We start from the raw sequence: 22549 nt of genomic DNA on the forward strand, positions 1-22549 counted from the left end.
CATGCTGCGCAAACTCGTCGCAGCCGGGACCATCGCCGGCGCCGCCCTCGGGGCATTGCTGCTGGCCGGTCCCGCGCAGGCGCAGACCCACGGCGGCGACCAGCAGTTCAACCAGAACCTGCAGGTACTGCCGATCTCCGTCTGCAACGCCAACCTGTCCGTGCTTGGAGCCACCGTCCCGGTGCTGTCGCCGCAGACCACGGGCGACTGCACCAACGGGCCGTCCGTGGTGAACCTGGACTCCCAGGACGCCTACGACGCCATCCCGAAGGGCACGGGGTACGAGCACTAACCGTGCGGCGCGGCGCCGCCCGAGGCATCCGCCCCGTGGCGGCGCCGCAACGCCGCTCGGCGCACAAAGCCGAAGTCCCCCGGTACTCGAACGCGCGCGGGTGCCGGGGGACCGCTGTGTGCCCGGCCCTGTGCACAGGCCCGCAGCACCGCGCCGCACGCGGGTACACCGCCGCCAAGAGGCTCACCGATCCGCAGCCGGCCGGCCCACCAGCCCAGGAGAGTGCCATGCCAGCCCGCGAACCCGCCGCCGGCCCGGTAGGGGCGGCGGCCGCACTCTGCATCCTCGCGCTGCTCGGCGGGTGCGGCGCGGCGCCCGACTCGGCGGAGGAGCCCGACGGCGCGAGCCCGTCGCCGGTGCAGCCCCCGCCGTCGGCCACCGGCGGCATGGGCGCCGAGAGCACCGAGCCGACCGCGCCGCCGAAGGACATCTTCGTCTTCAACACCCACGGCAACGAGCAGGGCGAAGCCGACCGGCGCCCCGAGAACCTCGTCGCCTCGCCCTCCACCACTTTCACCGATGTGCAGTGGGCCACCTGGGGCGGCGGACCCGCGATCGGGACCGGTGAAGTATCGGGCACCTGGTGCCTGCCCGAGTGCCAGGAGAAGCCCTATCCGGTGACCGTCGAACTCTCCGGCGCCGACATCGTCGACGGCACGGCCTTCTACACCCGCTACTCCTTCCGGGGCCGCGAAGGCTTCCCCGAGGGGATGCGCGGACGCGTGCGCGAGGTCGGCAGCGGCCTGTTGACCCTGCCGTCGGCGTGGTGACGGCGGCACCGGCCCGTACGCCCGCGCCGATCACCTCACATCCCCTCGCCTAAGAAATACCGATGTCCGATAGCTCCAGGTCAGAGGCATAAAATCCGGCGGATCGCGGGGCCGGGCATCCCCGTTCGGTGCGCGACGGTGGCCGGGGGTCTTTAGTCTGCTGAGTTGTGGGTGTCTCAGCGGATCAGGTGAGGACGGCGGGGCCCGACGGCGATACCGCGGGCCCCTGGCAGCGGCTGTCCGACGGGCGGGCGCGGGCGGAGGGCCCGGCCCCCCGGCACGGCCGCGCGGCCCTGCTGCGCCTGGCGGCCTGGTTCGAGGAGGCCGACCCCCGGGCCGCCCACGAGATCTGCGCCGCCGCCTTCGCCGTCTACGGCGCCACCCACCTCGGCGGCCCCTGCGACGAGCCCGCCGGGGCCACGGTCAGCTGGTGGCAGGCCCCCCTGGCCAGCGTCGCCGCCGCGCGCCTGGCCAGCGCACTGCCCGCCGAACCGGCGCGCGACCACAGCGCGCAGCGCTCCCGGTTGCGCGACGCCGCGGAGTCCTCCGCGCACTGGCGCCGCTCGGCCGCCCAGGAACTGCGCCGCGTGCTGGCCGAGCCCACCGGCGACGACTCCCGCATCCGGCTCTCCGACCCCGCCATGGAGGTGCTGATGGAACTGCTCACCGCCGCGCTGGGATCGGGCGACGCCACGCGCCGCCCCGTCTCGGCGGGCGATCTGGAACTCGGCGTCCGCCTGCACGTCCGCCACGATCCGCAGGCCGCCATCGCCCTCCGTGCCAGCGGCGGCGACCTCAACCTCGACGGGCTGCGCCTGCGGGTGACCGCCTTCGACGCCGCCGACGAGACCGCCGGCACCCCTGGCACCGATCCCGACGACCCCGCCGCGGACGAGGCCGGCTCCGCCCTGCCGATCGCGCGCGAAGCCTGACCCGACCCCGGCACGGCCGGCGGTGAGCACACCGCCCCACGACCGCCACGCCGGCCCGCCCCCTCGACCGGGCCGCCGCGAACCGGCGGCCCCGAGCAAGCGACCGACAGCGACGCAGGAGGTGGCGACGACCGTGACGTCCGAGGACATCGCCCTGACGGGCGAGCGCCAGGCGGCGGCCCGGCGCCTGCTGGCCGACCCGATCGTCACCGACCGCACCCACCCCGAGGACTTCGCCCTCATCCGCGCCCATTCCGACTGGCTCATCCAGCGCTTCCGCCGGGTCCTCGGCTACGACCTCACCGTCGCCGCCGACCACGCCCGGCTGGCCAAGACCGGCCTGGCGCGGCCCGCCGCCCGCCCGCTCACCCGCCCCAGCGGCGCGCATTTCACGCCCCGCACCTACAGCTACCTCGCGCTGTGCCTGGCGGTGCTCGTCGAGGCCCCCTCGACCCTCCCGGTGGCGCGCCTGGCCGAGGACGTCGGCGCGGCCGCCGCCGAGGCCGGACTCGCCCTGGCCCCGCGCGAGCGCATGGGCGAGCGCCGCGCCTTCACCGCCGCACTGCGCAAGCTCGCCGAATGGGGCGCGGTCGGCGAGGCGCACGGCAGCCTGTCCGCCTACGCCGACGACCCGGCCGAGGAGGCGCTGCTGAGCGTGCACCAGGAGGTGGTGCGCCGCGTGGTCGCCCACCCGCCGCACGCCACCGCCGACGCCCGCGCTTTCGTCGACGAGCACGACACCGCCGATCCCGCGGGCGACGACGCCGGCGAGATCGCTCTGCGCCGCGCGCTCGCCGAGACCGCCGTCGTCTACCGCGCCGACCTCTCCGAGCGCCAGCGCAGGCGGCTGGCCAACCACCAGTGGCGGGCCGCGGCCGAACTGGGCGACCTGCTCGGCTGCGACACCGAGATCCGCGCCGAGGGCGTCGCGCTGATCATGCCCGGCGACGCCGCCGCCGAGGGGGGCGCCGCCTTCCCCGCCTCCGACCCGGTCGCGCAGGCGGCGCTGCTGCTGCTGGAGCGCCTGGTGGCCAGGCTGAGCCCCGCGTCGGTTCCCGAAAGCGCCGTGGAGGTGCCCGAGGACGTACTGACCGGCGAGCTCGCCGAAGTGCTCGCCGCCGAGACCCGGTCCCGGCCCGGCTTCGGCGCGCGGTCGGCGCTGCGCCACGAGCCCGACCCCGATACCCTCGCGGCCCGGGCCCTGCGCCTGCTGCACGACACCGGACTGATGCACCATCCCGATCCCTCGGGCGCAGACCGCTCGGGATGGCGCCTTCGGGCCGCCGCCGCGCGCTACGGCGGCCGGCCTTCGGGAGGCGGCGGCCACGACCGGGAACAGGGCGCCGCGGAGACCCCCGCGACCCCCCCGCGGTGACCGCGCGCCCCGGTGTCCCGCGAGGCCGGGACCCCGCGCCGGGCACTCGCGGCATCCGCAAGAATGGCAGGATCGCCCGTCACCGGAGACTCCGGCGGCGCGGCGCGAGACGGTACAGAGCGGAGGACGGGCGATGACCGTCGCCAACGCCCACGGGCGAACGGAGCCGTCGCCACCGGGCGGCGGCACCGAACTGCCGGGCGGCGCCACCGGCGCCCGGCAGTCCCCACCGGCCCGCGGGCCGGAGCACGGGGACACCGCACGCCTGCCCGGCGCGGCGGTGCGCGCCGACGGCGGCAGCACCACGCCGGCCGGCGACCTGCTCAGCGAGATGGCCGCCGCGTCCCCGACCGGCCCCCTCAGCGGCGCAGCATCCGGTGCCGAGACCGCCGCCGACAGCGGTGCCGACACCGGCCCCCAGGACGCGAACCGCGAGGACGGCGGCGATCCGGCCGGCCGCGGTCGCTACCGCCTCAACCGCGCCGGGATCCAGAACGTCTGGCACTACGACGACCACGTCTTCGAGTTCGCCGACGGCCGCCTGCTGCTGCGCGGCCGCAACGGCGCCGGCAAGTCCAAGGCGCTGGAGATGCTGCTGCCGTTCCTGCTCGACGGCGACGCCCGCAGGCTCGACACCACCGGCAGCAGCCGCACCAGCCTGCGCTGGCTGCTGCTGGAAGGCCGCGGCGACACGCCGCGCACCGGGCGGCGCCGCGACGACGGCACCACCGGCGCGGAGACCGAGGACGCGCCGGCCGGCGCCTCCGCCGAGACCGCCCCCGGCGGCACGCCCGCCGAGGAGGAGGGGCCGGCCGCGCCCCTGGGCTACCTGTGGGTGGAGTTCACCCGCTCCGCGGACGGCGCACCGGCCGAGGCCGACCGCGGATCCCCCGCGGACGGCGCCGCGGCCGCCCCCGACCGCATCACCCTGGGCGCGGCCGTCACCGCCTCACCCGGCGCCGACGCCCGCAGCGTGTTCTTCATCACCGACCGGGAGATCGGTGCCGGGCTGCGGCTGATCGCCGACGGCCGCCCCATGCCCATCGACCGGCTGCGCAGCGAAGTCGGTCCGGACAACTGCTACGACTCCCCGGTGCACTACCGGGCGCGCGTGATGCGCGAGCTGTTCGGCATCGACGACCCGGTCCGCTACCGCAACCTGGTCCACCTGCTGTACCGGCTGCGCCGTCCCACCATCGGCGAGCGCCTGGAGGCCGGCGAACTCGTCTCCGTGCTCGCCGAGGCGCTGCCGCCCATGGACGAGACCGTCCTGGACGAGATGGCGCGCAACATCACCGACCTGGAGCAGGCGCGCGCGCGGCTGGACGCGCTGCGCGCCGCACGCGAACAGGTGTCCGGCTTCCTCGCCGACTACCGCGGCTACCTGCACCGCACCCTGCGCATCCAGGCCGAGGCGGTGCGCGAGCAGGTGGGGGCCTACCGGCGCCGCGACGCCGAGGTCGAGCGGCTCACCGGCGAGCTGGAGGAGCTGGTCACCGCCGAAAGCACCGTCCAGGAGGAGCGCGACCGGCTGCGCCGCACCCGCGACACCGCCGCCTCCGACGCCGCGACCCTCTCCAGGAGCGGCGACGCGCCTGAGCAGGCCTCCGACTTCGAGCAGCAGGCCCGCGACGCCGCCGTCTCCGCCTACATCCGCGCGGCCGAGGCGGCCTCGGCCGCCGCCGGCTACGCGGTGACCAACGAGGAGCAGGCCAAGAACCGCGTCGGCGCCGACATCGCCGCGATCGGGCGCGCCCTCGACGGGCTCGGCCGCCACCACGAGCAGCTGCGCACCACCGCCCGCGACGCCGGGGTCGACCCCGCCGGCCTCGGCCAGGTACCTCACCCCGTCCCCACCACCCTCGCCCCCCGCGAGAGCGTGACCCGCGTGAACCTGGAGGGCCTGGAGCAGGCCGTCGAGCGCGAACCCGTCTCCGGAATCGACGTCGGCGACCTGCGCGGGCGCCTCGCCGAGCTGCACGACATGTTCACCGCCGCCGATGCGGCCGCCGCCGAGCGCGAGGCCGCCGTCGCCGACCTCATCGAGCGGGCCGAGCGCCGCGCCGCCGCCGAGCAGCGCGAAGCCGCCCTCGCCGGCGAGGCCGAGACCGCCGAGGCCGCCCTCGAACGAGCGCGCGAACGCGAGCACACCGCCGTCGAGGCGGTCCGCTCGGCCAGCGCCGACTACGCCGACCGGGTCCGCTCCTGGTGCGCCCGCCTGCGCGAGACCGCGCCCGACGCCGACCTCGGCGCCCAGCTGGGCGAACTGGAGTCCCTGGTCGAACTGCCGCTGGAAGGCAGCCTGCGCGTCCTCGACGCCGACGTGCCCGAACGCGTCGCCCGCCACGCCCACGGCATCGTCGACCCGCTGCTGCGGGAACTGCGCACCCGACGCGACACCGCCGTGGGCGAGGAGCGGGAGCTGTCCACCGAGCTCGACGAGCTCTCCGAGCGCCGCGGCGCCGCCTCGGGCCACATCGAACCCGAGCGGCCGGCCTGGGCCACGGCCGCGCGCGACGACGCGGCCGGCGCCCCCTTCTACCTCGCCGTGGACTTCGCCTCCGACCTGACCCAGTCCCAGCGCGCGGGCCTGGAAGCCGCCCTGGAGGCGTCCGGCCTGCTGTCCGGCTGGATCGCCGCCGACGGCTCGCTGACCGACGGAATCACCCGCGACCTGCTGCTCGCCCCCGGCCGCCCCGTCAAAGGCCGCAGCCTGCGCGAGGCGCTCACGCCCGCGGACCCCCTGCCCCAGGGCATCACCCCCGGCGCCGTCTCGGCGCTGCTGGACTCCATCGCGCTGCTGCCGCCACCCGGCGAGGAGGAGCCCGAACCCCGCCACCGGCGCGACAGCCCTCCGCCGGCGGCCACCGCGGTCTCCCTGGACGGCCGCTGGCGGCTGGGGGCCGCCGCCGGTGCCCACAGCAAGTCGGGGGCCGAGTACATCGGCAAGGAGGCCCGCGCCGAGACCAGCGACCGCCACCTCGCCAACATCGACCGCCGCATCGCCATCGCCGAGGCGCTGCTGGCCGAGGCCGAGGAGCGCCGCGGCGACATCGAGCGCCTGCACGCGGCCCTGGTCGAAACCGACCGCTCGCTGCCCGACCCCTGCGCGGTGCTCGCCGCCTGGTCGGCCCTCGACAACGCCCGCGCCTGGCTGGCCGGCACCCAGCGCACGCACAACGCGGCCCGCGACGAACTGGACCGGGCGCGCGAGACGACCCTGAGCCTGCGCACCGAGCTGGCCGAGCCCGCCACCCGGTACGGCCTGCCCACCTCCCCCGAGCACCTGGCCGCCACCCGCACCGCTGTGGAGCGGATGCGCACCGAGCTGGCGGCGGCCCACCGCGACCTGGAGAACCTCGCCGTCCTGCTGGAGGACTACCGCCGCCACACCGCGGCCTGGGAGGACGCACGCTCGGGGCGGATCCTCGCCGAGGACGCCCGCACGGCCGCCATCACCGACATGATCACCGTGCGGCGCGAGATCGAACTGACCGACCGCGCCCGCGCGGCGGCCCCCGACCAGATCTCCACCGCCGTCGACCAGGTCCGCGAACGGATGGACGAGGCCGCCGACCGCCTGCCCGAGGTGGAACGCGCCGCCCAGCGCGCCCGCGACGACCGCGTGGCCGCCGAGACACGGCTGGACACCGCGGTGCTCGAACGCGCCGCGCAGGCCCGCCGCGCTCTCGACTCCGGGAGCAGGCTGCGCGCCATGCTCACCCGCGAGGACGGCGGCGCCGACGCCGCGCTGCTCTCCGCGGCCGGGCTGGCCCAGCTCGCCGAGCACCTGGCCCCGGCGGCGGGGGCCGCCGGCGGCGAGCCCGACCAGGACGCCGACTCGGGCGACGGCGACCACGACGTCCTCGCCGAGCGCGTAGCGGCGCTGGACGCCCTGCTGACCGCCCTGGAGGAGGGCCTGGACGAGGCGTCGGAGAGCGAACTGGACGACAGCGGAATCCTGCGCCGCCGCGAGGAGCTGCACAGCATGCTCGCCGCCAGCGACGCGGTCGGCGCCTGGACCGAGCTGACCGAGCCCGCCGGCCTGAAGCGGCTCACGGTCCACGGCGACGACGGCGGCCACGACGTCACCGCCTACGCCGACCACCTGGACGAGGCGGTCGCCGCCGCGGAGGAGGACGCGCTGCTGCGCGAGGAGGAGGCCTTCGAGCGCCACCTGCTCGGCGAGCTCGCCGGACACCTCCGCCGGCAGATCGAGGAGGCCCGCGCGCTCATCTCCACCATGAACGACGTGCTGGGCGACACCACCACCTCCCAGGGCCTGGGCGTGCGGCTGGACTGGCAGCTGGCGCCCGACGCCGACGAGGACATCCAGGCGGTCGTACCGCTGCTGGCGCGGCCGCCCGAGCAGCGCACCCGCGTGGAGACCACCCGGCTGCGCGACGCGCTGCGCCGCTGCATCGAGGCGATCCGCCGCCTCGACCCCACCGCCACCGGCGGCGCGCAGCTGCGGGCCGCCCTGGACTACCGCTCCTGGTTCGCCTTCACGGTCTACGTCACCGACGCCGCCCACCCCGACCGCGAGCGGCGGCTCAGCCACCGCACCGCTCTCAGCCAGGGCGAGCAGCGGGTGGTCGCCTACCTGGTGCTGTTCGCCGCCGCCGCGGCCCAGTTCGGGGCGCTGGCCGCCCAGGCGCCGGCCGCGCCGCGGCTGATCCTGCTCGACGACGCCTTCGCCAAGGTCGACGAACCCACCCACGGCCGCCTGCTGGGGCTGCTCGTCGAACTCGACCTCGACTTCGTGCTGACGTCCGAGCGCGTGTGGGGCTGCTTCGAGAGCGTGCCGAGCCTGCACATCTACGAGTGCCTGCGCGACCCGGCCGTACCCGGCATCGCCACCCTGCACTTCACCTGGGACGGCAGCAGACGCCGGCTCGTGGGCGTGTGAGGACCCGGCGGCACCGCCCCTGCGGCGGCCGGAGCGCCTCGGGGCGCGGCCGCTCAGCCACGGGTCGTGCTACTGCTTTGACCCGACCTGTCCTAGTCTGCAGGGCGAGGCCGACAACTGAGCGGGTGTGGTGAGGACAGTGACGACGGGTCCTGCGACCTCCGGCGCAGTCCCGCGCCGGTACGACAGCAGTGCGGTGGCCGCGCGTTCGCTCCTGGACCGCCTGGCCGACTCCGGGCTGGACCCCGCCGCGCGCCGGTGGGTGCTGGCGGCGCTGCAGGGCGACGAGGCCGTCGCGGCCTGCGCCCGCGGCGACGAGGTGCCCGAGCCGCCCGAGGCCGGCGACGCCTCGGGCGCCGCCCCGGCGCACGCCCGCCGCAGCTTCCTGCGCCGCATCGAGGTGCAGGGCTTCCGCGGTATCGGGCGGCCCAGCTCCCTGGAGTTCGCCCCCGGGCCGGGCCTGACCGTGATCGTGGGCCGCAACGGCTCGGGCAAGTCCAGTTTCGCCGAGGCCGCCGAGGCGGCGCTGACCGGCCGGAACCTGCGCTGGGACGCGATGCCCGAGGGCTGGCGCGACGGCTGGCGCAACCTGCACTTCGACGAACGCACCGAGATCACCGTCGAGCTCCAGCTCGCCGGCGACCCCGGCCCCACCCGCGTCACGCGCACCTGGACCGGCGAGAGCGTGCGTTCGGCCCGCGGCGAGGTGGTCGCTCCCGACGGAACCGCGGCACCGCTGCGCAGCCGCGGCTGGGACCCCGAACTGGCCAGGTACCGGCCGTTTCTGTCCTACGACGAGCTGGGCCGGGCCGTCACCGGCCGCGCCGCCGAACTCTACGACACGCTGACGGCGCTGCTGGGGCTCACGGACCTCACCGACGCCGAGCGCCGCCTGGCCAAGGCCTGCGACCGCCTCGCCAAGCAGCGGGACCGCCCCGGCCACGAGCACGGCTACCTCGTGCAGCGGCTGCGCGCCGGCGGCGACCGGCGCGCAGCCATGGCCGCCGACCTCCTCGGCGCCGAGAACATCGACCTGGACCGGCTGGCCTCCATCGCCGCCGACGACGGCCCGGCCGACCCCCAGCGGCACCTGGTGCTGCGCCGCCTGCGCCGCCTGTCGGTGCCCGAGCGCGGCCTGCTCACCGACGTCGTCAACGAGCTGCGCGGAGCGGCGATGGAGCTGGCGATGGCGGCCGGCACCAAGGGCGACCGCGCCCGCGGCGTCGTCGACCTGCTGCGCCGCGCCCTGGAGCACCGCGAGCGCCACCCCTCTGAGACCGACTGCCCCACCTGCGGCACCGGCGGCGCGTTCGGGCCCGATTGGGAGCGGCGCGCCCGCGCCGAGATCCGAGCGCTGGAACCGGTCGCCGCCGGCGCGGCCGCGGCCTACGAGCGCGCCGAGAACGCCCGCGACCAAGCGCGGTTCCTCATGGCGCCGATGCCCTCGTGGCTGCCGCCCGACAGCGAGCTGGGCCGGGTGTGGGCCGAGTGGGAGGCCGGCACCGAGATCGGCGACCTGACCCAACTGGCCGAGCACATCGAGACGGTGGGCCGCCGGCTGCGTTCGACCGCCATCGCGGCGCGCAAGGCCGCGGGGGAGCAGCTGGACGACCCCACCGACGGCTGGGGCGAGCTCGCCGACCAGCTGCGGGCGTGGGTCGAGGACGCCAGGGCCGCGGTCAGCGCGGGCGAGACCCTGGGGCCGGCCGAGCGGGCCCTGGAGTGGCTGACCGCGATCGCCCGGGAGATCCGTGCCGAGCGGCTGCGCCCGCTCGCCTCGCACGCCGAGCAGGTCTGGCACCGGCTGCGCCAGGAGCGCCGCATCGATCTGGAGGCGCTGCGCCTGGTCGGGCGGGGTGCGAGGCGCCGCGTCGCCGTCGACGTGGCGGTCGACGGCTCCGAGAACGAGGGCAACGCCCCCGGCCTGCTCAGCCAGGGGGAGTTCCAGGCGCTGGCGCTGTCGATCTGCCTGCCGCGCACCATGGTGCCCGACAACCCGTTCGGCTTCCTGCTGCTGGACGACCCCGTGCAGGCGATGGACACCGAGACCGTCGAAGGGCTGGCGGGCGTCCTGGCCGAGGTGGGCCGCCACCGCCAGCTCGTGGTGTTCACCCACGACACCCGGCTGCCCGACGCGCTGCACCGGCTCGGCCTGCGCGCGGACATCCGGCGGATCCAGCGCGACGCGATGTCCAACGTGTGGGTGGCGGAGTCGGGGCGCACCGGCGAGGCGGCCTGGGCGGGCGAGGGGAGCCGCGCGGCCGCGGGCGACTCCGCGCCCGCCCGCGCGCAGGCGCCCGCTCCGGCAGGGCCGTACGGGGGCGAGGCCGCGGGCGCGCCCGCCGGCGGGGACCGGCCCTGGCAGGGCTACGGGCCGCCGCCCGGCCCGTACTCGGGACTGGCCTGAGCCCCGGTCGGCCGCTGCGTCCGCGAAGCGCGGCGAACCGCCGGTCGGGGCGGCAGCGCGGCGGTGCCGCAGCCCCGCCCGAGGCCCGCCGCGGGCGCCGATTTGGCAGAGCACCCCTGGATCCCTGTATAGTCATGACCAACGCGAACGGCGGAAAGCACCGGGAACCGGGTCGCACCGCGCGGGGCGTGCCCCTTTAGCTCAGTCGGCAGAGCGTCTCCATGGTAAGGAGAAGGTCTACGGTTCGATTCCGTAAAGGGGCTCCACCACTTGATTGAGGTTGCGAACCGCTCAGGTGGGAATCACACCGGAGGAATCCTTGTTCCCCGGTGTGTCCGGGTTCGGGTAACCTTCAGTACGGGTTCCCGGTTCGCCCGGGTTCTACGGCGGAGTAGCTCAGTTGGCAGAGCAAACGGCTCATAATCGTTGTGTCGTCGGTTCGAGTCCGGCCTCCGCTACTGCCCTCGTCGCCCCTGCCCGTGCAGGGTGCTGCGCGGGTTCTGAAGTTGTGTCCACCGATACCAGCGAGAAAGGCACTCCGACGTGGCTGTCACTGACGTCAGGCCGAAGATCACCCTGGCCTGCCAGGAGTGCAAGCACCGTAACTACATCACGCGCAAGAACCGTCGGAACAACCCCGACCGTCTCTCGCTGAAGAAGTTCTGCCCGAACTGCCGGCAGCACCGCGAGCACCGCGAGACCCGCTAGCCGGTCGCGCGAGCGGGCGCCCGGCACACCCGGTGGGCGGCGGCACCATAGAGGCACGTGAGCACCAGCCCAGCGAGCACTTCCGCTCGCTGGGCTATTAGTGTTCCACCAGACTCGACCGGCCGCCGCGCGCCCGTGCGCAGGCGCAGAGCACAGTGAGAGGGAGCCGATGGGGATCAACCGCGAGCACGTGGGCCGGGAGTACCGGTCCCCCCAACCCTACGAGGTGACCCGGGGCAAGATCCGGGAGTTCGCCGAGGCGATCGGCGATCCCAACCCGATCTACATCGACACCGCCACCGCGCGCGCCGCCGGCTACGGCGACGTCATCGCTCCGCCGACCTTCCCCGTCATCATGGGTATGGAGGGGATGTCGCAGGCGGTCGTCGATCCCGAACTGCGGTTGGACTTCTCCATGGTCGTCCACGGCGACCAGAGCTTCGCCTATCAGCGCCCGCTGCAGGCCGGCGACGTCGTCGAGACCGTCACCCGCATCGCCGACATCGCCGCGCTGGGCGGCAACGAGCGGCTCACCCTGGAGAGCGAGATGCGCACCGCCGAGGGCGAACTCGTGGTGACCGCCGTGAACATGCTCGTGGTGCGCGGCGCGGCCGAGGAAGCCGGCGCCCAGGGCGCGAAGGGGCAGGGGAGCAGCGCATGACCGCCACCGTCCGCTACCGCGACGTCGAGGTCGGCACCGAGATAGCCGAGCAGGTCTACCCGGTGCGCCGCATCGACCTGATCCGCTACGCCGGCGCCTCGGGCGACTTCAACCCCATCCACTGGAACGAGCGCACCGCCAAGTCGGTGGGCCTGCCCGATGTGATCGCCCACGGTATGTTCACCATGGCCCAGGCCGGGCGCCTGGTCACCGACTGGGCGGGCGATCCCGGCGCGCTCGTGGAGTACAAGGTGCGCTTCTCCGCCCCGGTCGTGGTGCCCGACGACGACAAGGGCGCCGAGATCACCGTCAGCGGCGTGGTCAAGGAGAAGCTCGACGACAACCTGGTGCGCATCGCCCTGACCGCCCGCTCGGGCGGCGCCAAGGTGCTGGCGCGCTCCACCGCGCTCGTCCGCCTGGCCTGAGTCCAGCGGCTTCCGCCCGCGCGGGCGGAAGCCGGCACACCCGTCCAGCAGGGGTTGCCCGTGTCACGTCCCGAACCCGATCCCGCGTCCGGCCCCGCGCCGGGCGGCGCCGCGGCGCGCTCGCCCGAGGTGGCCGCGGACGTGCCGCTGGCCGACTACACCACACTCGGCCTGGGCGGCCCCGCCGCGCGCTTCCGCGTCGCCGCCGACACCGAGGAGCTGATCGCCGCGGTGGCCGAGACCGAGGCGGCCGGCGACGCGCTGCTCGTCCTGGGCGGCGGGAGCAACCTGGTCGTCTCCGACCAGGGGTTTCCGGGCACGGTCGTGCACGCGGAGTCCCGCTCCGTGGAGTTCCGCAACGCCGACGAGGGCCGGGTGCGGATCCGGGCGGGCGCCGGGGTGCCGTGGGACCCGCTGGTCGCGCGGACCGTCGCCGAAGGGCTCAGCGGCATCGAGTTCCTGTCCGGAATCCCCGGCCGCGTGGGCTCGACCCCGATCCAGAACGTGGGCGCCTACGGCCAGGAGGTCAGCCAGACCATCGTCGAGGTGCTGGTCTACGACCGGCGCACCGGCGAGCGGCGGACCATGGGCAACGCCGACTGCGGATTCGCCTACCGCGACAGCGTCTTCAAGGGTGACGACCGCTACGTCGTCTGCGAGGTCGTCTTCGAGCTGGAGCGCTCGCAGGTGAGCCGGCCCATCCGCTACGCCGAGGTCGCCCGCGCGCTGGGCACCGAGGCGGGTTCGCGCGTCCCGCTGGACCAGGCCCGCGAGACCGTCCTGGAACTGCGCCGCGGCAAGGGCATGGTGCTGGATCCCGACGACCCCGACACCCGCAGCGCGGGCTCGTTCTTCACCAACCCGGTCCTGGACCCGCCGGAGTACGCCGAGTTCGCCCGCCGCGCGGCCGACCTGCTCGGCCCCGGCGTCGAGCCGCCGGCCCACTTCGACGCCGACGGCCGCGCCAAGCTCTCCGCCGCCTGGCTGATCGACCACGCCGGCTTCACCCGCGGCTACGGATCTCCCGCGCGCATCTCCACGAAGCACACCCTCGCCCTGACCAACCCCGGCGACGCCACCACCGAAGACCTGCTGGCCCTGGCCCGCGAGGTCCGCGCGGGCGTGGCCAAGGCATTCGGAGTGACCCTGGTGAACGAGCCGGTGATGGTGGGCGTGGCCCTGTAGGCGGGGGTGACCGCCGGGGTGATGCGGTGGGACGGGGGTTGTGGCCGTGGCCCGTGGCCATCGGTTCGGGTGCCCGGTGGTCGGGCGTGCGTCGGGGGCGGCGGGGCGGCGGGTGGTTGAGTCGGCGTTCATCGGTTCGGGTGCCCGGTGGTTGGGCATGCGACGGGGCGGCGAGGGCGGCGGGGGTCGGGCTGAGTGATCATCGGTTGCCGACGGCGGATGGCAGGTCGCCCGAGGGGCCGCGACGGCGGTGGGTGGCGAGGGCGGGGGGCATTTCGGGCATATCGCTTCGGGGAAAGCGACGATGCCCGCCCATGTGGCGCGGTGTCCTTGCCTGGTGCGCCGGAGCATCCGATCTTCCGGGATGCGGAAGAATGGCGGGGTGGTTCGTCTGTTATGCCGGTCTGTGGCGGCGCCGGGAGCGGCCGCGGCGCCACGAGGTGCGCGGATGGATCGCTTGTGGCGCGAATTCCGCTACAAACGCCATGATCATCGCTGTCCAGGGCTGCACCGGCGGCCCCGGTGGCCCCGCATACCGGACATGTCGGGACGAGTCGACGCCCGGGATCGCCCGCTGCGCGGCCGGAGGCCGCCCCCGCGAACCATCGGTGATGATCGTCGCCCGCCCGCCGCGGCATATGCCCCCGATGCCCGATTCCGTCTCCGGTATCGGCCGCGCCCGGCGGGTGCGCGGCCGCCGACCACGCGGTTTCTGTCGGCGATCTTGTACTTGTGGTCACTTGTGACCGCTAACACTGACTAAAAGTACAAGATCGTTTCCTGAGAGTTAGATTAAATCGGGCATTCGGGGTTCCGGGCGAGGGGCGGAGGGCGGACTGGCCTGGTCGAAACCCGACCGGCGCGCCGCCGCCCCCGTCGCCCACCGCGACCGACATCCTTCCGAACCGATGATCGCGAGCCGCACCCACCGCTGTCCTCGCCGCCCGTTGCACGCGCAACCGGCGGGCACCCGAACCGATACGCGCGGGCCGGGCCATCCGCGGCCGTCGCCGCCCCGTTGCATGCGCAACCGGCGAGCACCGGGACCGATCCGCGCGGGTCTGCGTCCTGTTTAAGGAGCCGGGCACCACAGGAGGTTGCGGCAATGGGGCTGGGTTGCGCGAAGCGCTGTGCGCCAGCTTGCCGCCGAGCGCACGGTGCACTTTTGCGCTGGAGGTCCGCCACCGGTGGTGCGGCTCCACCTGGGACGGGCTGCGTGCGCTCGGCGGCAAGCTGTGCTCGCGCTTCGCGGGGCGCACCCATTGCCGCAGCCCCGATGGTGGCCGCCCCGGGTGGTTCCCGGTGGGTGCCTGGAAAGCGGCGCCGCCGTCCTTCTCCAATACCACCCAACCTTGCGCCGTCGTCGCTGCACTCGTCGGGTGGTCAGCCGGCGGGCACCGGGTCGGTGGGCGCGGGCTGGGCCACCCGCCGTCCTCGCCGCCCGTTGCACGCGCAACCGGCGGGCACCCGAACCGATACGCGCGGGCCCGGCCGTCCGCCGCCCTCGCTGCCCCGTCGCAGGCGCAGTCGGCGAGCACCGGGACCGATCCGCGCGGGTCTGCGTCCTGTTTAAGGAGCCGGGCACCACAGGAGGTTGCGGCAATGGGGCTGGGTTGCGCGAAGCGCCCGCCCGTCACCCGCCGCCGCCCCAACGGAGGCGCTTCGCGCCACGTACCTATTCAGAGCCAGCTTGCCGCCGAGCGCACGGTGCACTTTTGCGCTGGAGGTCCGCCACCGGTGGTGCGCCTCCACCTGGGACGGGCTGCGTGCGCTCGGCGGCAAGCTGTGATCGCGCTTCGCGAGGCGCACCCATTGCCGCAGCCCCGATGGTGGCCGCCCCGGGTGGTTCCCGGTGGGTGCCTGGAAAGCGGCGCCCCCGCCGTTCTTAGCCCCGATCCAACCCTGCGTCGTCGTCGCTGCTCTCGTCGGGTGGGCCACAGGCGGGCACCGGGTGCGGTGGGCGCGGGCTGAGCCCCGCGCCGTCCTTGCTGCCCTCGTCGTATGCCGCACCGGCGGGCACCCGAACCGTTAGGCGCGGGCTGAACCACTCGCCGCCCTCGCTGCCCCGTCGCAGGCGCAACCGGCGGGCACCGGGTCCGCTGGGCTGGGGCCCAGCCACCCGCCGCCTTCGCCGGTGCGCCGCCGCACCGGCGTTCGGCCGGCCCGAGTAGCCGCCGGCCGACCCGAGTCCCCGTCTGCGGGCCCGAGGCCCCGCCGGCCGACCCGAGTCCCAGTCTGCGGCTCCCGGTCCAAACCTTTTTATTCGGCGTCCCCAACTCTTTTATTCGCCATTCTTTCCGTCGTCGGACGCCATTCCCAAGAATTGCGGAAACGTATTTCCCTGCTACCGTGGAAAACGTCGAAGGGGAGTAGTCCTCGATTCGCGCGGTCGACATACCGGTGGATCTTTCGCGGACACGGGGTCCGCCCGGATCCGCCCGGCGCGCGGGCCTGTGCTGGCAGCAGGCGGACGAGACCTTCGTCCCGGCAGGCAACTCCGGGGCGAGGCGCCGTTTCCCGCTTCCGCCCGGCACAGACGACGGAGGACGCATGGAATTCCTGCTCGCCATCGCGGCCAGCACCGGTGTGGTGTTCGTCGCAGAAATGGGTGACAAGACGCAGTTGGTCGCGATGTCCCTCGCTACGCGCTACCGCGCCGCGACCGTCCTGCTCGGAATCACCGCCGCGACCCTGGCCGTGCACGGTGTGAGCGTGCTCATCGCCGAGGTGCTCGGCCTTGCCCTGCCCACCGACTGGATCACCCTCGCGGCCGGGATCGCCTTCGTCTGCTTCGGGGTGTGGACCCTGCTCGGCGACGAGCTCACCGACAAGGACGAGGAGCGCGCGGCCTCGCGACGGATCCGCTCCGGTGTCGTCACCGTGGCCGTGGTGTTCTTCATCGCCGAGCTGGGCGACAAGACCATGCTCGCCACCATCACCGTGGGCACCCGCTACGACTGGCTTCCCGTGTGGATCGGGTCGACGGCCGGGATGGTCGTCGCCGACGCGCTCGCGATCGGGCTGGCGGCCCTCCTCGGCAAGAAGCTGCCCGAACGGGCCATCCAGATCGGTGCGGCGCTGCTGTTCTTCCTCGCGGGCGGCGCGATGGTGTTCCAGGGCGTGCGCGCGGTCGCGAGCTGACCCCGACCCGCCGCCCGGCCGCCCCGCCGCTTCACCGGCTTCCTCCGGGCTCCCAGGTGCTCACCCGCCGGCCGCCCCGCTTGCTCCTCGTGCGCCTACTCGCCGGCCGCGCCCTCGCCCGGCGGTGCCGCGAGCCACGCGTCGATCCCCGCCAGCAGCTCCTTCTTCAGCGCCTCGGGCGCCGCCGATCCGCGGACGGACATCCGCGCCAGCTCGGCCAGTTCCTCGTCGGTGAAGCCGAACACCTCGCGGGCGATCCGGTACTGCTCGGCCAGCCGGGGGCCGAACAGCAGCGGGTCGTCGGCGCCCAGCGCGATCGGCGCCCCCGCGTCGAAGAGCCGGCGCAGCGGTACGTGGCCGATCTCGCTGTAGACCCCGAGCGCTACGTTGGAGCTGGGGCACAGCTCCAGAGTGACGCCCTGGGTGGCGACCCGCTCCAGCAGATAGGGATCCTCGGTCGCCCCCACGCCGTGGCCGACGCGGTCGGCGGCCAGGTCGTCCAGGCACTCCCGCACACTGCGGGCCCCCAGCAGCTCCCCGCCGTGCGGCGCCGAGAGCAGCCCGGCGCGCCGCGCGATGCGGAAGGCGCCCTCGAAGTCCAGGGCCCGCCCGCGCCGCTCGTCGTTGTTCAGCCCGAAGGAGACCACGCCCCGCCCGGCGTACTGGGCGGCCAGGCGGGCCAGCGCCTTGGCGTCGAGCGGATGCTTGGTGCGGTTGGCCGCGACCATGATCCCGATGCCCACGCCGGTCTCGCGCTCGGCGGCACCGGCCGCATCGAGGATCAGCTCCAGCGTGGAGGTCAGCCCGTCGAAGCGGGAGGCGTAGCCGCTGGGGTCGACCTGGATCTCCAGCCAGCCCGACCCGGCCGCCCGGTCGTCCTCGGCGGCCTCCCGCAGCAGCCGGTACATGGCCTCGGGCGTGCTCAGCACCGAGCGGGCGATGTCGTAGAGCCGCTGGAACCGGAACCATCCGCGCTCGTCGGTCGCCCGCAGCCGCGGCGGCCACTCCGCCGCCAGCGCGTGGGGCAGGTGGACGCCGTAGCGCTCGGCGAGTTCGACCAGGGTCGAGTGCCGCATCGAACCGGTGAAGTGCTGGTGCAGGTGCGCCTTGGGGAGTCGGGAGATGGGACGTGCCATGACCCAAGGGTGCCTCAGACGGCGGCGGCGGTGCCGGAGGTCCTTCGAAAACCTCCGGCACCGCCGCCGGTGCGCGCCGGGCGGGCGCCGGCGCCCAGGGCGCCTTGCCGCCCTTACCCGGCCTCGCCGACGAGCTTCTGGATGCGGCTGACGCCCTCCTCCAGGTCGGCGTCGCCCAGCGCGTAGGACAGCCGCAGGTAGCCGGGTGTGCCGAACGCCTCGCCGGGGACCACCGCCACCTCGGCCTGCTCCAGGATGACCTCGGCGAGCTCGGTGGAGGTCTGCGGGCGCCGGCCGCGGATCTCGCGGCCCAGCAGCCCCTTGACCGAGGGGTAGGCGTAGAAGGCGCCCTCGGGCTCAGGGCACACGACTCCGGGGATCTCGTTGAGCATGCGCACGATGGTTTGCCGGCGTCGGTCGAAGGCCGCGCGCATCTCGGCGACGGCCGCCAGGTCGCCGGAGACCGCGGTCAGTGCGGCGGCCTGGGAGACGTTGGCGACGTTGGAGGTGGCGTGCGACTGGAGGTTGCCCGCCGCCTTGACCACGTCCGCGGGGCCCACGATCCAGCCCACGCGCCAGCCGGTCATCGCGTAGGTCTTGGCCACGCCGTTGACGACGACGGTGCGCTCGGCGATCTCGGGCACCTCCACCGGCAGCGAGCTGAAGCGCGCGTCGCCGTAGACGAGGTGCTCGTAGATCTCGTCGGTGAGCACCCACAGCCCGTGCTCGGCGGCCCAGCGGCCGATGGCCCGCACCTGCTCGGGCGGGTAGACCGCGCCGGTGGGGTTGGACGGCGAGACGAACACCAGCAGCTTGGTGCGCTCGGTGCGGGCGGCCTCCAGGTCGTCGACCGAGGCGCGGTAGCCGGTGGACTCGTCGGTGACCACGTAGCGGGGCACGCCGCCGGCCAGCTTGATCGACTCGGGGTAGGTCGTCCAGTAGGGCGCCACGACCAGCACCTCGTCGCCGGGGTCGAGAAGTGTGGCGAACGCCTCGTAGATGGCCTGCTTGCCGCCGTTGGTGACCAGCACCTGGGCGGGTTCGACCGAGTAGCCGGAGTCGCGCAGCGTCTTGGCGGCGATCGCCTCCTTCAGCTCGGGCAGCCCGCCGGCCGGCGTGTAGCGGTGGAACCGGGGCTCCCGGCAGGCCTGCACCGCGGACTCGATGATGTAGTCGGGGGTCGGGAAGTCGGGTTCGCCGGCGCCGAAACCGATGACGGGGCGCCCGGCCGCCTTCATTGCCTTTGCCTTGGCGTCCACGGCCAGTGTCGCTGACTCGGAGATGCCGCCGATACGTGCGGAGATGCGAGGTCGGTCAGTCATGCCTCCATGCTTACACGCGCGGGCCGGTCGTTTTCCGGGTCCGCCGGGAAACGGCCGGGAGGCAACCGAAACCGTTTCGGAGCGTGCGGCGGGCAGTCCGCGGGCAATCCGGGTTGGTGCCGCAGCGCGATTGGGCATACACTCGTGCAACCGATGGTCCGGACACCGGGCGCCGAATGCTGTACTCGGTGCGCGGCACTCCGATCCGCGGCTATTGTGGGTACCGCGGTATCCGCTGAAGGGCAGTGGCTCAATTGGAAGAGCACCGGTCTCCAAAACCGGCGGTTGGGGGTTCGAGTCCCTCCTGCCCTGCAAAGGACACGTGGGCGAGATACGGCGCATCGCGTACGCGCGCCAGGCGTCCTCGATCGAGGCAGTTCCGCCGGAACAGTCCAGCCGAACCGTCGACTCCTAAGGACCTCAGGTGACACAGACTGACGCGGACGCCAAGCCGGAGAAGGAGCGCAAGCGTCGTACCGGTCCGGTGACCTTCACCAAGCAGGTCGTCGGCGAGCTGCGCAAGGTGCGCTGGCCCACGCGGCGCGAGCTCATCACCTACACGATCGTCGTCATCGTGTTCGTGCTCATCATGGTCGGTTACATCTCGCTGCTCGACTTCGGGTTCGGCGAGGCCGTCACCTGGCTCTACGGCCAGTTCACCCCGGACACCACCGGGGGCGCTGCCGTCCCCGGCCAGTAGCGGCGCGCGCGGCGGCCGGTCGCATGGCCAAGGTGCGCCCGACTAGCCCGTAAGCTGGCAGTAACCGGCGGCGGCGCTATCGAAGCGCACCGTCCAGCGCGCAACCGACGAGAGAAAGAGCAGCCGTGTCCGAGTCCCCACTGAGCCCCGGCGACCTCCCCGACGAGGAGCTGGATCAGTCGTCGGAGGAAGAGGCCGGTCCGCGCGCCGAGTACATCGACCCCGCTGACGGCTCCGCACTCGGCGCCGAGCCCGAGCAGGGCGGCGCCGAGGAGTCCGCGGGCGGGCGGCCCGAGGGCGAGGAGGCCGAGGGCGGCGACGCGGCCGGCGCCGAGGAGACCGGCGAAGCCGGCGAGGCCGAGGCCCCCCGCGTCGACCCCGTTGAGGAGTTCAAGCAGGAGCTGCTGCTGCTCCCCGGCGACTGGTATGTGGTGCACACCTACGCCGGTTACGAGAACCGGGTCAAGGCCAACGTCGAGAGCCGCACCCAGTCGCTCAACATGGAGGAGTACATCTTCCAGGTCGAGGTGCCCACGCAGGAGGTCACCGAGGTCAAGAGCGGCAAGCGGCAGCAGGTCACCGAGAAGGTGCTGCCCGGCTATGTGCTCGTGCGCATGGAGCTGACCGACGAGTCCTGGGCCGCGATCCGCAACACCCCCGGCGTGACCGGTTTCGTGGGGCTGTCCAACAAGCCGGCTCCGCTGAGCCTGCAGGAGGTCGCCGACCTCCTCGCTCCCGAGGCCGAGGAGCAGCCCGAGCAACCGCAGAAGGAGAAGGCCGAGCCGCGCTCCGACGTCGCCTACGAGGTCGGGGAGTCGGTCACCGTGATGGAGGGGCCGTTCGCGACCCTGCCCGCCACGGTGAGCGAGATCAACGCCGACACCCAGAAGCTCAAGGTGCTGGTGTCGATCTTCGGCCGCGAGACCCCGGTGGAGCTCGGCTTCAACCAGGTCTCCAAGATCTAGCGGCTCCTCCGCAGGACCCTGCCGAGCGGCCGCCGCACCACCGGTGGCCGCCGGCGCGTAGACTTGACGGGTTCGCCCTTCGCCGGGCGGACCCGCCGCGCCCCACTGCGCCGCCGCGCCGGGGCGCCCCACGCCTGAGCGCGGATCCGGCGCAGGTGTGGCCTCCACCGCGGACGCGAAGCCTCCGCGCTGCGGCCCGGCCCGCGGGCCGGCCGTCCGGGATCCACGACACACAGCAGATCAGGCAAAGGACCCGATATGCCTCCGAAGAAGAAGATCGCCGCGCTGGTCAAGGTTCAGCTTCCCGCTGGCCAGGCCACCCCGGCGCCGCCCGTCGGTACCGCGCTCGGTCCGCACGGCGTCAACATCATGGACTTCTGCAAGCAGTACAACGCTGCCACCGAAGCCCAGCGCGGAAGCGTCATCCCCGTAGAGATCACCATCTACGAGGACCGCTCCTTCACCTTCATCACCAAGACGCCGCCGGCGCCCAAGCTGATCCTCAAGGCCGCGGGCCTGGACAAGGGCAGCAACGACCCCAGCCGCAAGTCGGCCGGTTCGGTGACCGAGGACCAGATCCGCGAGATCGCGCAGACCAAGCTGCCCGACCTCAACACCGACGACCTGGACGTCGCGACCAAGATCGTCGCCGGCACCGCCCGTTCCATGGGCATCCAGATCAAGTAGCCGGCGAGGCCGACGACTCAGGGCAACCGTGGAAGGGCCGCGCGCTGGCCCCCACCACACCTCTCGATTTGGAGAAGCAGTGAAGCGCAGCAAGAACCACCGCAAGGCCAGCCAGCTGGTCGACCGCAGCAAGCTCTACGCGCCCCTCGACGCCGTGAAGCTCGCCAAGGAGACCAGCATCGTCAAGTTCGACCCGACCGTCGAGGTCGCCCTGCGCCTGGGTGTCGACCCGCGCAAGGCCGACCAGATGGTCCGCGGCACCGTGAACCTGCCGCACGGCACCGGCAAGACCGCCCGGGTCCTGGTCTTCGCCACCGGTGACCGCGCCGAGCAGGCCCGCCAGGCCGGCGCCGACTACGTCGGCGACGACGACCTCGTCGAGGAGATCCAGAAGGGCTTCCTCGACTTCGACGCCGTCGTGGCCACCCCCGACCTGATGGGCAAGGTCGGGCGCCTCGGCCGCATCCTCGGCCCCCGCGGCATGATGCCCAACCCCAAGACCGGCACCGTCACGCCCGACGTCGCCAAGGCCGTCTCCGACATCAAGGGCGGCAAGATCGAGTTCCGCGTCGACCGGCACGGCAACCTGCACTTCATCATCGGCAAGCTCTCCTTCGACGAGGCCCAGCTGGTGGAGAACTACAGCGCCGCGCTGGACGAGGTGGTCCGGCTCAAGCCCTCCGCCGCCAAGGGCCGGTACCTCAAGAAGGTCACGCTGACCACGACCATGGGTCCGGGCATCCCGGTCGACCCCAACATCACCCGGCCCGCCGCCGCCTGACGGCGGCCGTGTGACGGCAGCGCAGCGGCGCCCCGGCTCCTCGCAGGAGCCGGGGCGCCGTTTTCGCTTCCTGGAAGCGGTGATCTTGTACCTGTGGTCACTTGTGATCGCTCACAATGACCACAGGTACAAGATCAGCGGCGGAGGGGAAGA

At 73.8% G+C, this 22549-nt stretch carries 17 protein-coding genes and 3 tRNA genes; 18 read left to right on the plus strand and 2 right to left on the minus strand.

The window, feature by feature from the left end:
- The first annotated feature begins 1 nt into the window (after position 1).
- The 13 genes from FZ103_RS12180 (at position 2) to FZ103_RS12240 (ending at position 16805) form a co-directional block, all read left to right on the plus strand.
- Positions 2 to 292 (plus strand): hypothetical protein, encoded by a 291-nt coding sequence (locus tag FZ103_RS12180; protein ID WP_156000800.1) that lies wholly within the window; start codon positions 2 to 4, stop codon positions 290 to 292.
- A 227-nt stretch (positions 293 to 519) separates the two neighbouring features.
- Entirely contained in the window at positions 520 to 1062 is a 543-nt protein-coding gene (locus FZ103_RS12185) for a hypothetical protein (protein ID WP_156000802.1), read from the plus strand.
- A 188-nt stretch (positions 1063 to 1250) separates the two neighbouring features.
- Positions 1251 to 1994 carry a DUF2397 family protein gene (locus tag FZ103_RS12190; RefSeq protein WP_186356166.1) on the plus strand — a complete coding sequence of 248 codons (744 nt, stop codon included), beginning with the start codon at positions 1251 to 1253 and terminating at the stop codon, positions 1992 to 1994.
- Between the two features lie 133 nt (positions 1995 to 2127).
- On the plus strand, positions 2128 to 3369 hold the full coding sequence (locus tag FZ103_RS12195) for a DUF2398 family protein (RefSeq protein ID WP_186356167.1): 1242 nt from the start codon (positions 2128 to 2130) through the stop codon (positions 3367 to 3369).
- A 133-nt stretch (positions 3370 to 3502) separates the two neighbouring features.
- Positions 3503 to 8278 (plus strand): TIGR02680 family protein, encoded by a 4776-nt coding sequence (locus FZ103_RS12200; RefSeq protein ID WP_255429891.1) that lies wholly within the window; start codon positions 3503 to 3505, stop codon positions 8276 to 8278.
- 127 nt (positions 8279 to 8405) lie between these two features.
- Positions 8406 to 10685 carry an AAA family ATPase gene (locus tag FZ103_RS12205; RefSeq protein WP_394350097.1) on the plus strand — a complete coding sequence of 760 codons (2280 nt, stop codon included), beginning with the start codon at positions 8406 to 8408 and terminating at the stop codon, positions 10683 to 10685.
- A gap of 190 nt (positions 10686 to 10875) precedes the next feature.
- Positions 10876 to 10951 (plus strand) — tRNA-Thr (locus FZ103_RS12210).
- A gap of 119 nt (positions 10952 to 11070) precedes the next feature.
- A tRNA-Met gene (locus FZ103_RS12215) sits at positions 11071 to 11143 on the plus strand.
- 85 nt (positions 11144 to 11228) lie between these two features.
- The gene (rpmG, locus tag FZ103_RS12220) at positions 11229 to 11393 is read left to right on the plus strand and encodes a 50S ribosomal protein L33 (protein WP_040274966.1); all 165 of its coding nucleotides are present in this window, start codon (positions 11229 to 11231) and stop codon (positions 11391 to 11393) included.
- A 169-nt stretch (positions 11394 to 11562) separates the two neighbouring features.
- Complete coding sequence (locus FZ103_RS12225; protein WP_156000804.1) at positions 11563 to 12054, plus strand: MaoC family dehydratase N-terminal domain-containing protein; 492 nt, start codon at positions 11563 to 11565, stop codon at positions 12052 to 12054.
- Entirely contained in the window at positions 12051 to 12479 is a 429-nt protein-coding gene (locus FZ103_RS12230; RefSeq protein ID WP_156000806.1) for a MaoC family dehydratase, read from the plus strand. Before FZ103_RS12225 ends, FZ103_RS12230 begins: the two co-directional genes overlap by 4 nt.
- A gap of 129 nt (positions 12480 to 12608) precedes the next feature.
- Positions 12609 to 13664: a UDP-N-acetylmuramate dehydrogenase gene (locus FZ103_RS12235; RefSeq protein WP_186356193.1), complete on the plus strand. Its 1056-nt coding sequence runs from the start codon at positions 12609 to 12611 to the stop codon at positions 13662 to 13664.
- Between the two features lie 2550 nt (positions 13665 to 16214).
- Positions 16215 to 16805, plus strand: coding sequence for a TMEM165/GDT1 family protein (locus tag FZ103_RS12240; RefSeq protein ID WP_156000811.1), 591 nt, complete (start codon positions 16215 to 16217; stop codon positions 16803 to 16805).
- 95 nt (positions 16806 to 16900) lie between these two features.
- Here FZ103_RS12240 and FZ103_RS12245 read toward each other — a convergent pair whose 3' ends face one another.
- Entirely contained in the window at positions 16901 to 17941 is a 1041-nt protein-coding gene (locus FZ103_RS12245) for an adenosine deaminase (protein ID WP_156000814.1), read from the minus strand.
- Between the two features lie 113 nt (positions 17942 to 18054).
- The gene (locus tag FZ103_RS12250) at positions 18055 to 19263 is read right to left on the minus strand and encodes a pyridoxal phosphate-dependent aminotransferase (protein WP_186356168.1); all 1209 of its coding nucleotides are present in this window, start codon (positions 19261 to 19263) and stop codon (positions 18055 to 18057) included.
- 239 nt (positions 19264 to 19502) lie between these two features.
- On the opposite strand from FZ103_RS12250, the gene FZ103_RS12255 reads away from it, so the two are divergent.
- From FZ103_RS12255 to rplA, 5 genes are all read left to right on the plus strand, one after another.
- A tRNA-Trp gene (locus FZ103_RS12255) sits at positions 19503 to 19575 on the plus strand.
- A gap of 112 nt (positions 19576 to 19687) precedes the next feature.
- Positions 19688 to 19963 carry a preprotein translocase subunit SecE gene (gene secE / locus FZ103_RS12260; RefSeq protein ID WP_186356169.1) on the plus strand — a complete coding sequence of 92 codons (276 nt, stop codon included), beginning with the start codon at positions 19688 to 19690 and terminating at the stop codon, positions 19961 to 19963.
- A gap of 125 nt (positions 19964 to 20088) precedes the next feature.
- Positions 20089 to 20928, plus strand: a complete 840-nt coding sequence (gene nusG, locus FZ103_RS12265; protein ID WP_186356170.1) for a transcription termination/antitermination protein NusG — start codon at positions 20089 to 20091, stop codon at positions 20926 to 20928.
- Between the two features lie 258 nt (positions 20929 to 21186).
- Positions 21187 to 21615, plus strand: a complete 429-nt coding sequence (rplK, locus tag FZ103_RS12270; protein ID WP_156000820.1) for a 50S ribosomal protein L11 — start codon at positions 21187 to 21189, stop codon at positions 21613 to 21615.
- A 79-nt stretch (positions 21616 to 21694) separates the two neighbouring features.
- Complete coding sequence (rplA, locus tag FZ103_RS12275; RefSeq protein ID WP_186356171.1) at positions 21695 to 22396, plus strand: 50S ribosomal protein L1; 702 nt, start codon at positions 21695 to 21697, stop codon at positions 22394 to 22396.
- Positions 22397 to 22549: the final 153 nt, after the last annotated feature.

The sequence above is a fragment of the Streptomonospora sp. PA3 genome (assembly GCF_009728995.1).
In the GTDB taxonomy this organism is placed as follows: domain Bacteria; phylum Actinomycetota; class Actinomycetes; order Streptosporangiales; family Streptosporangiaceae; genus Streptomonospora.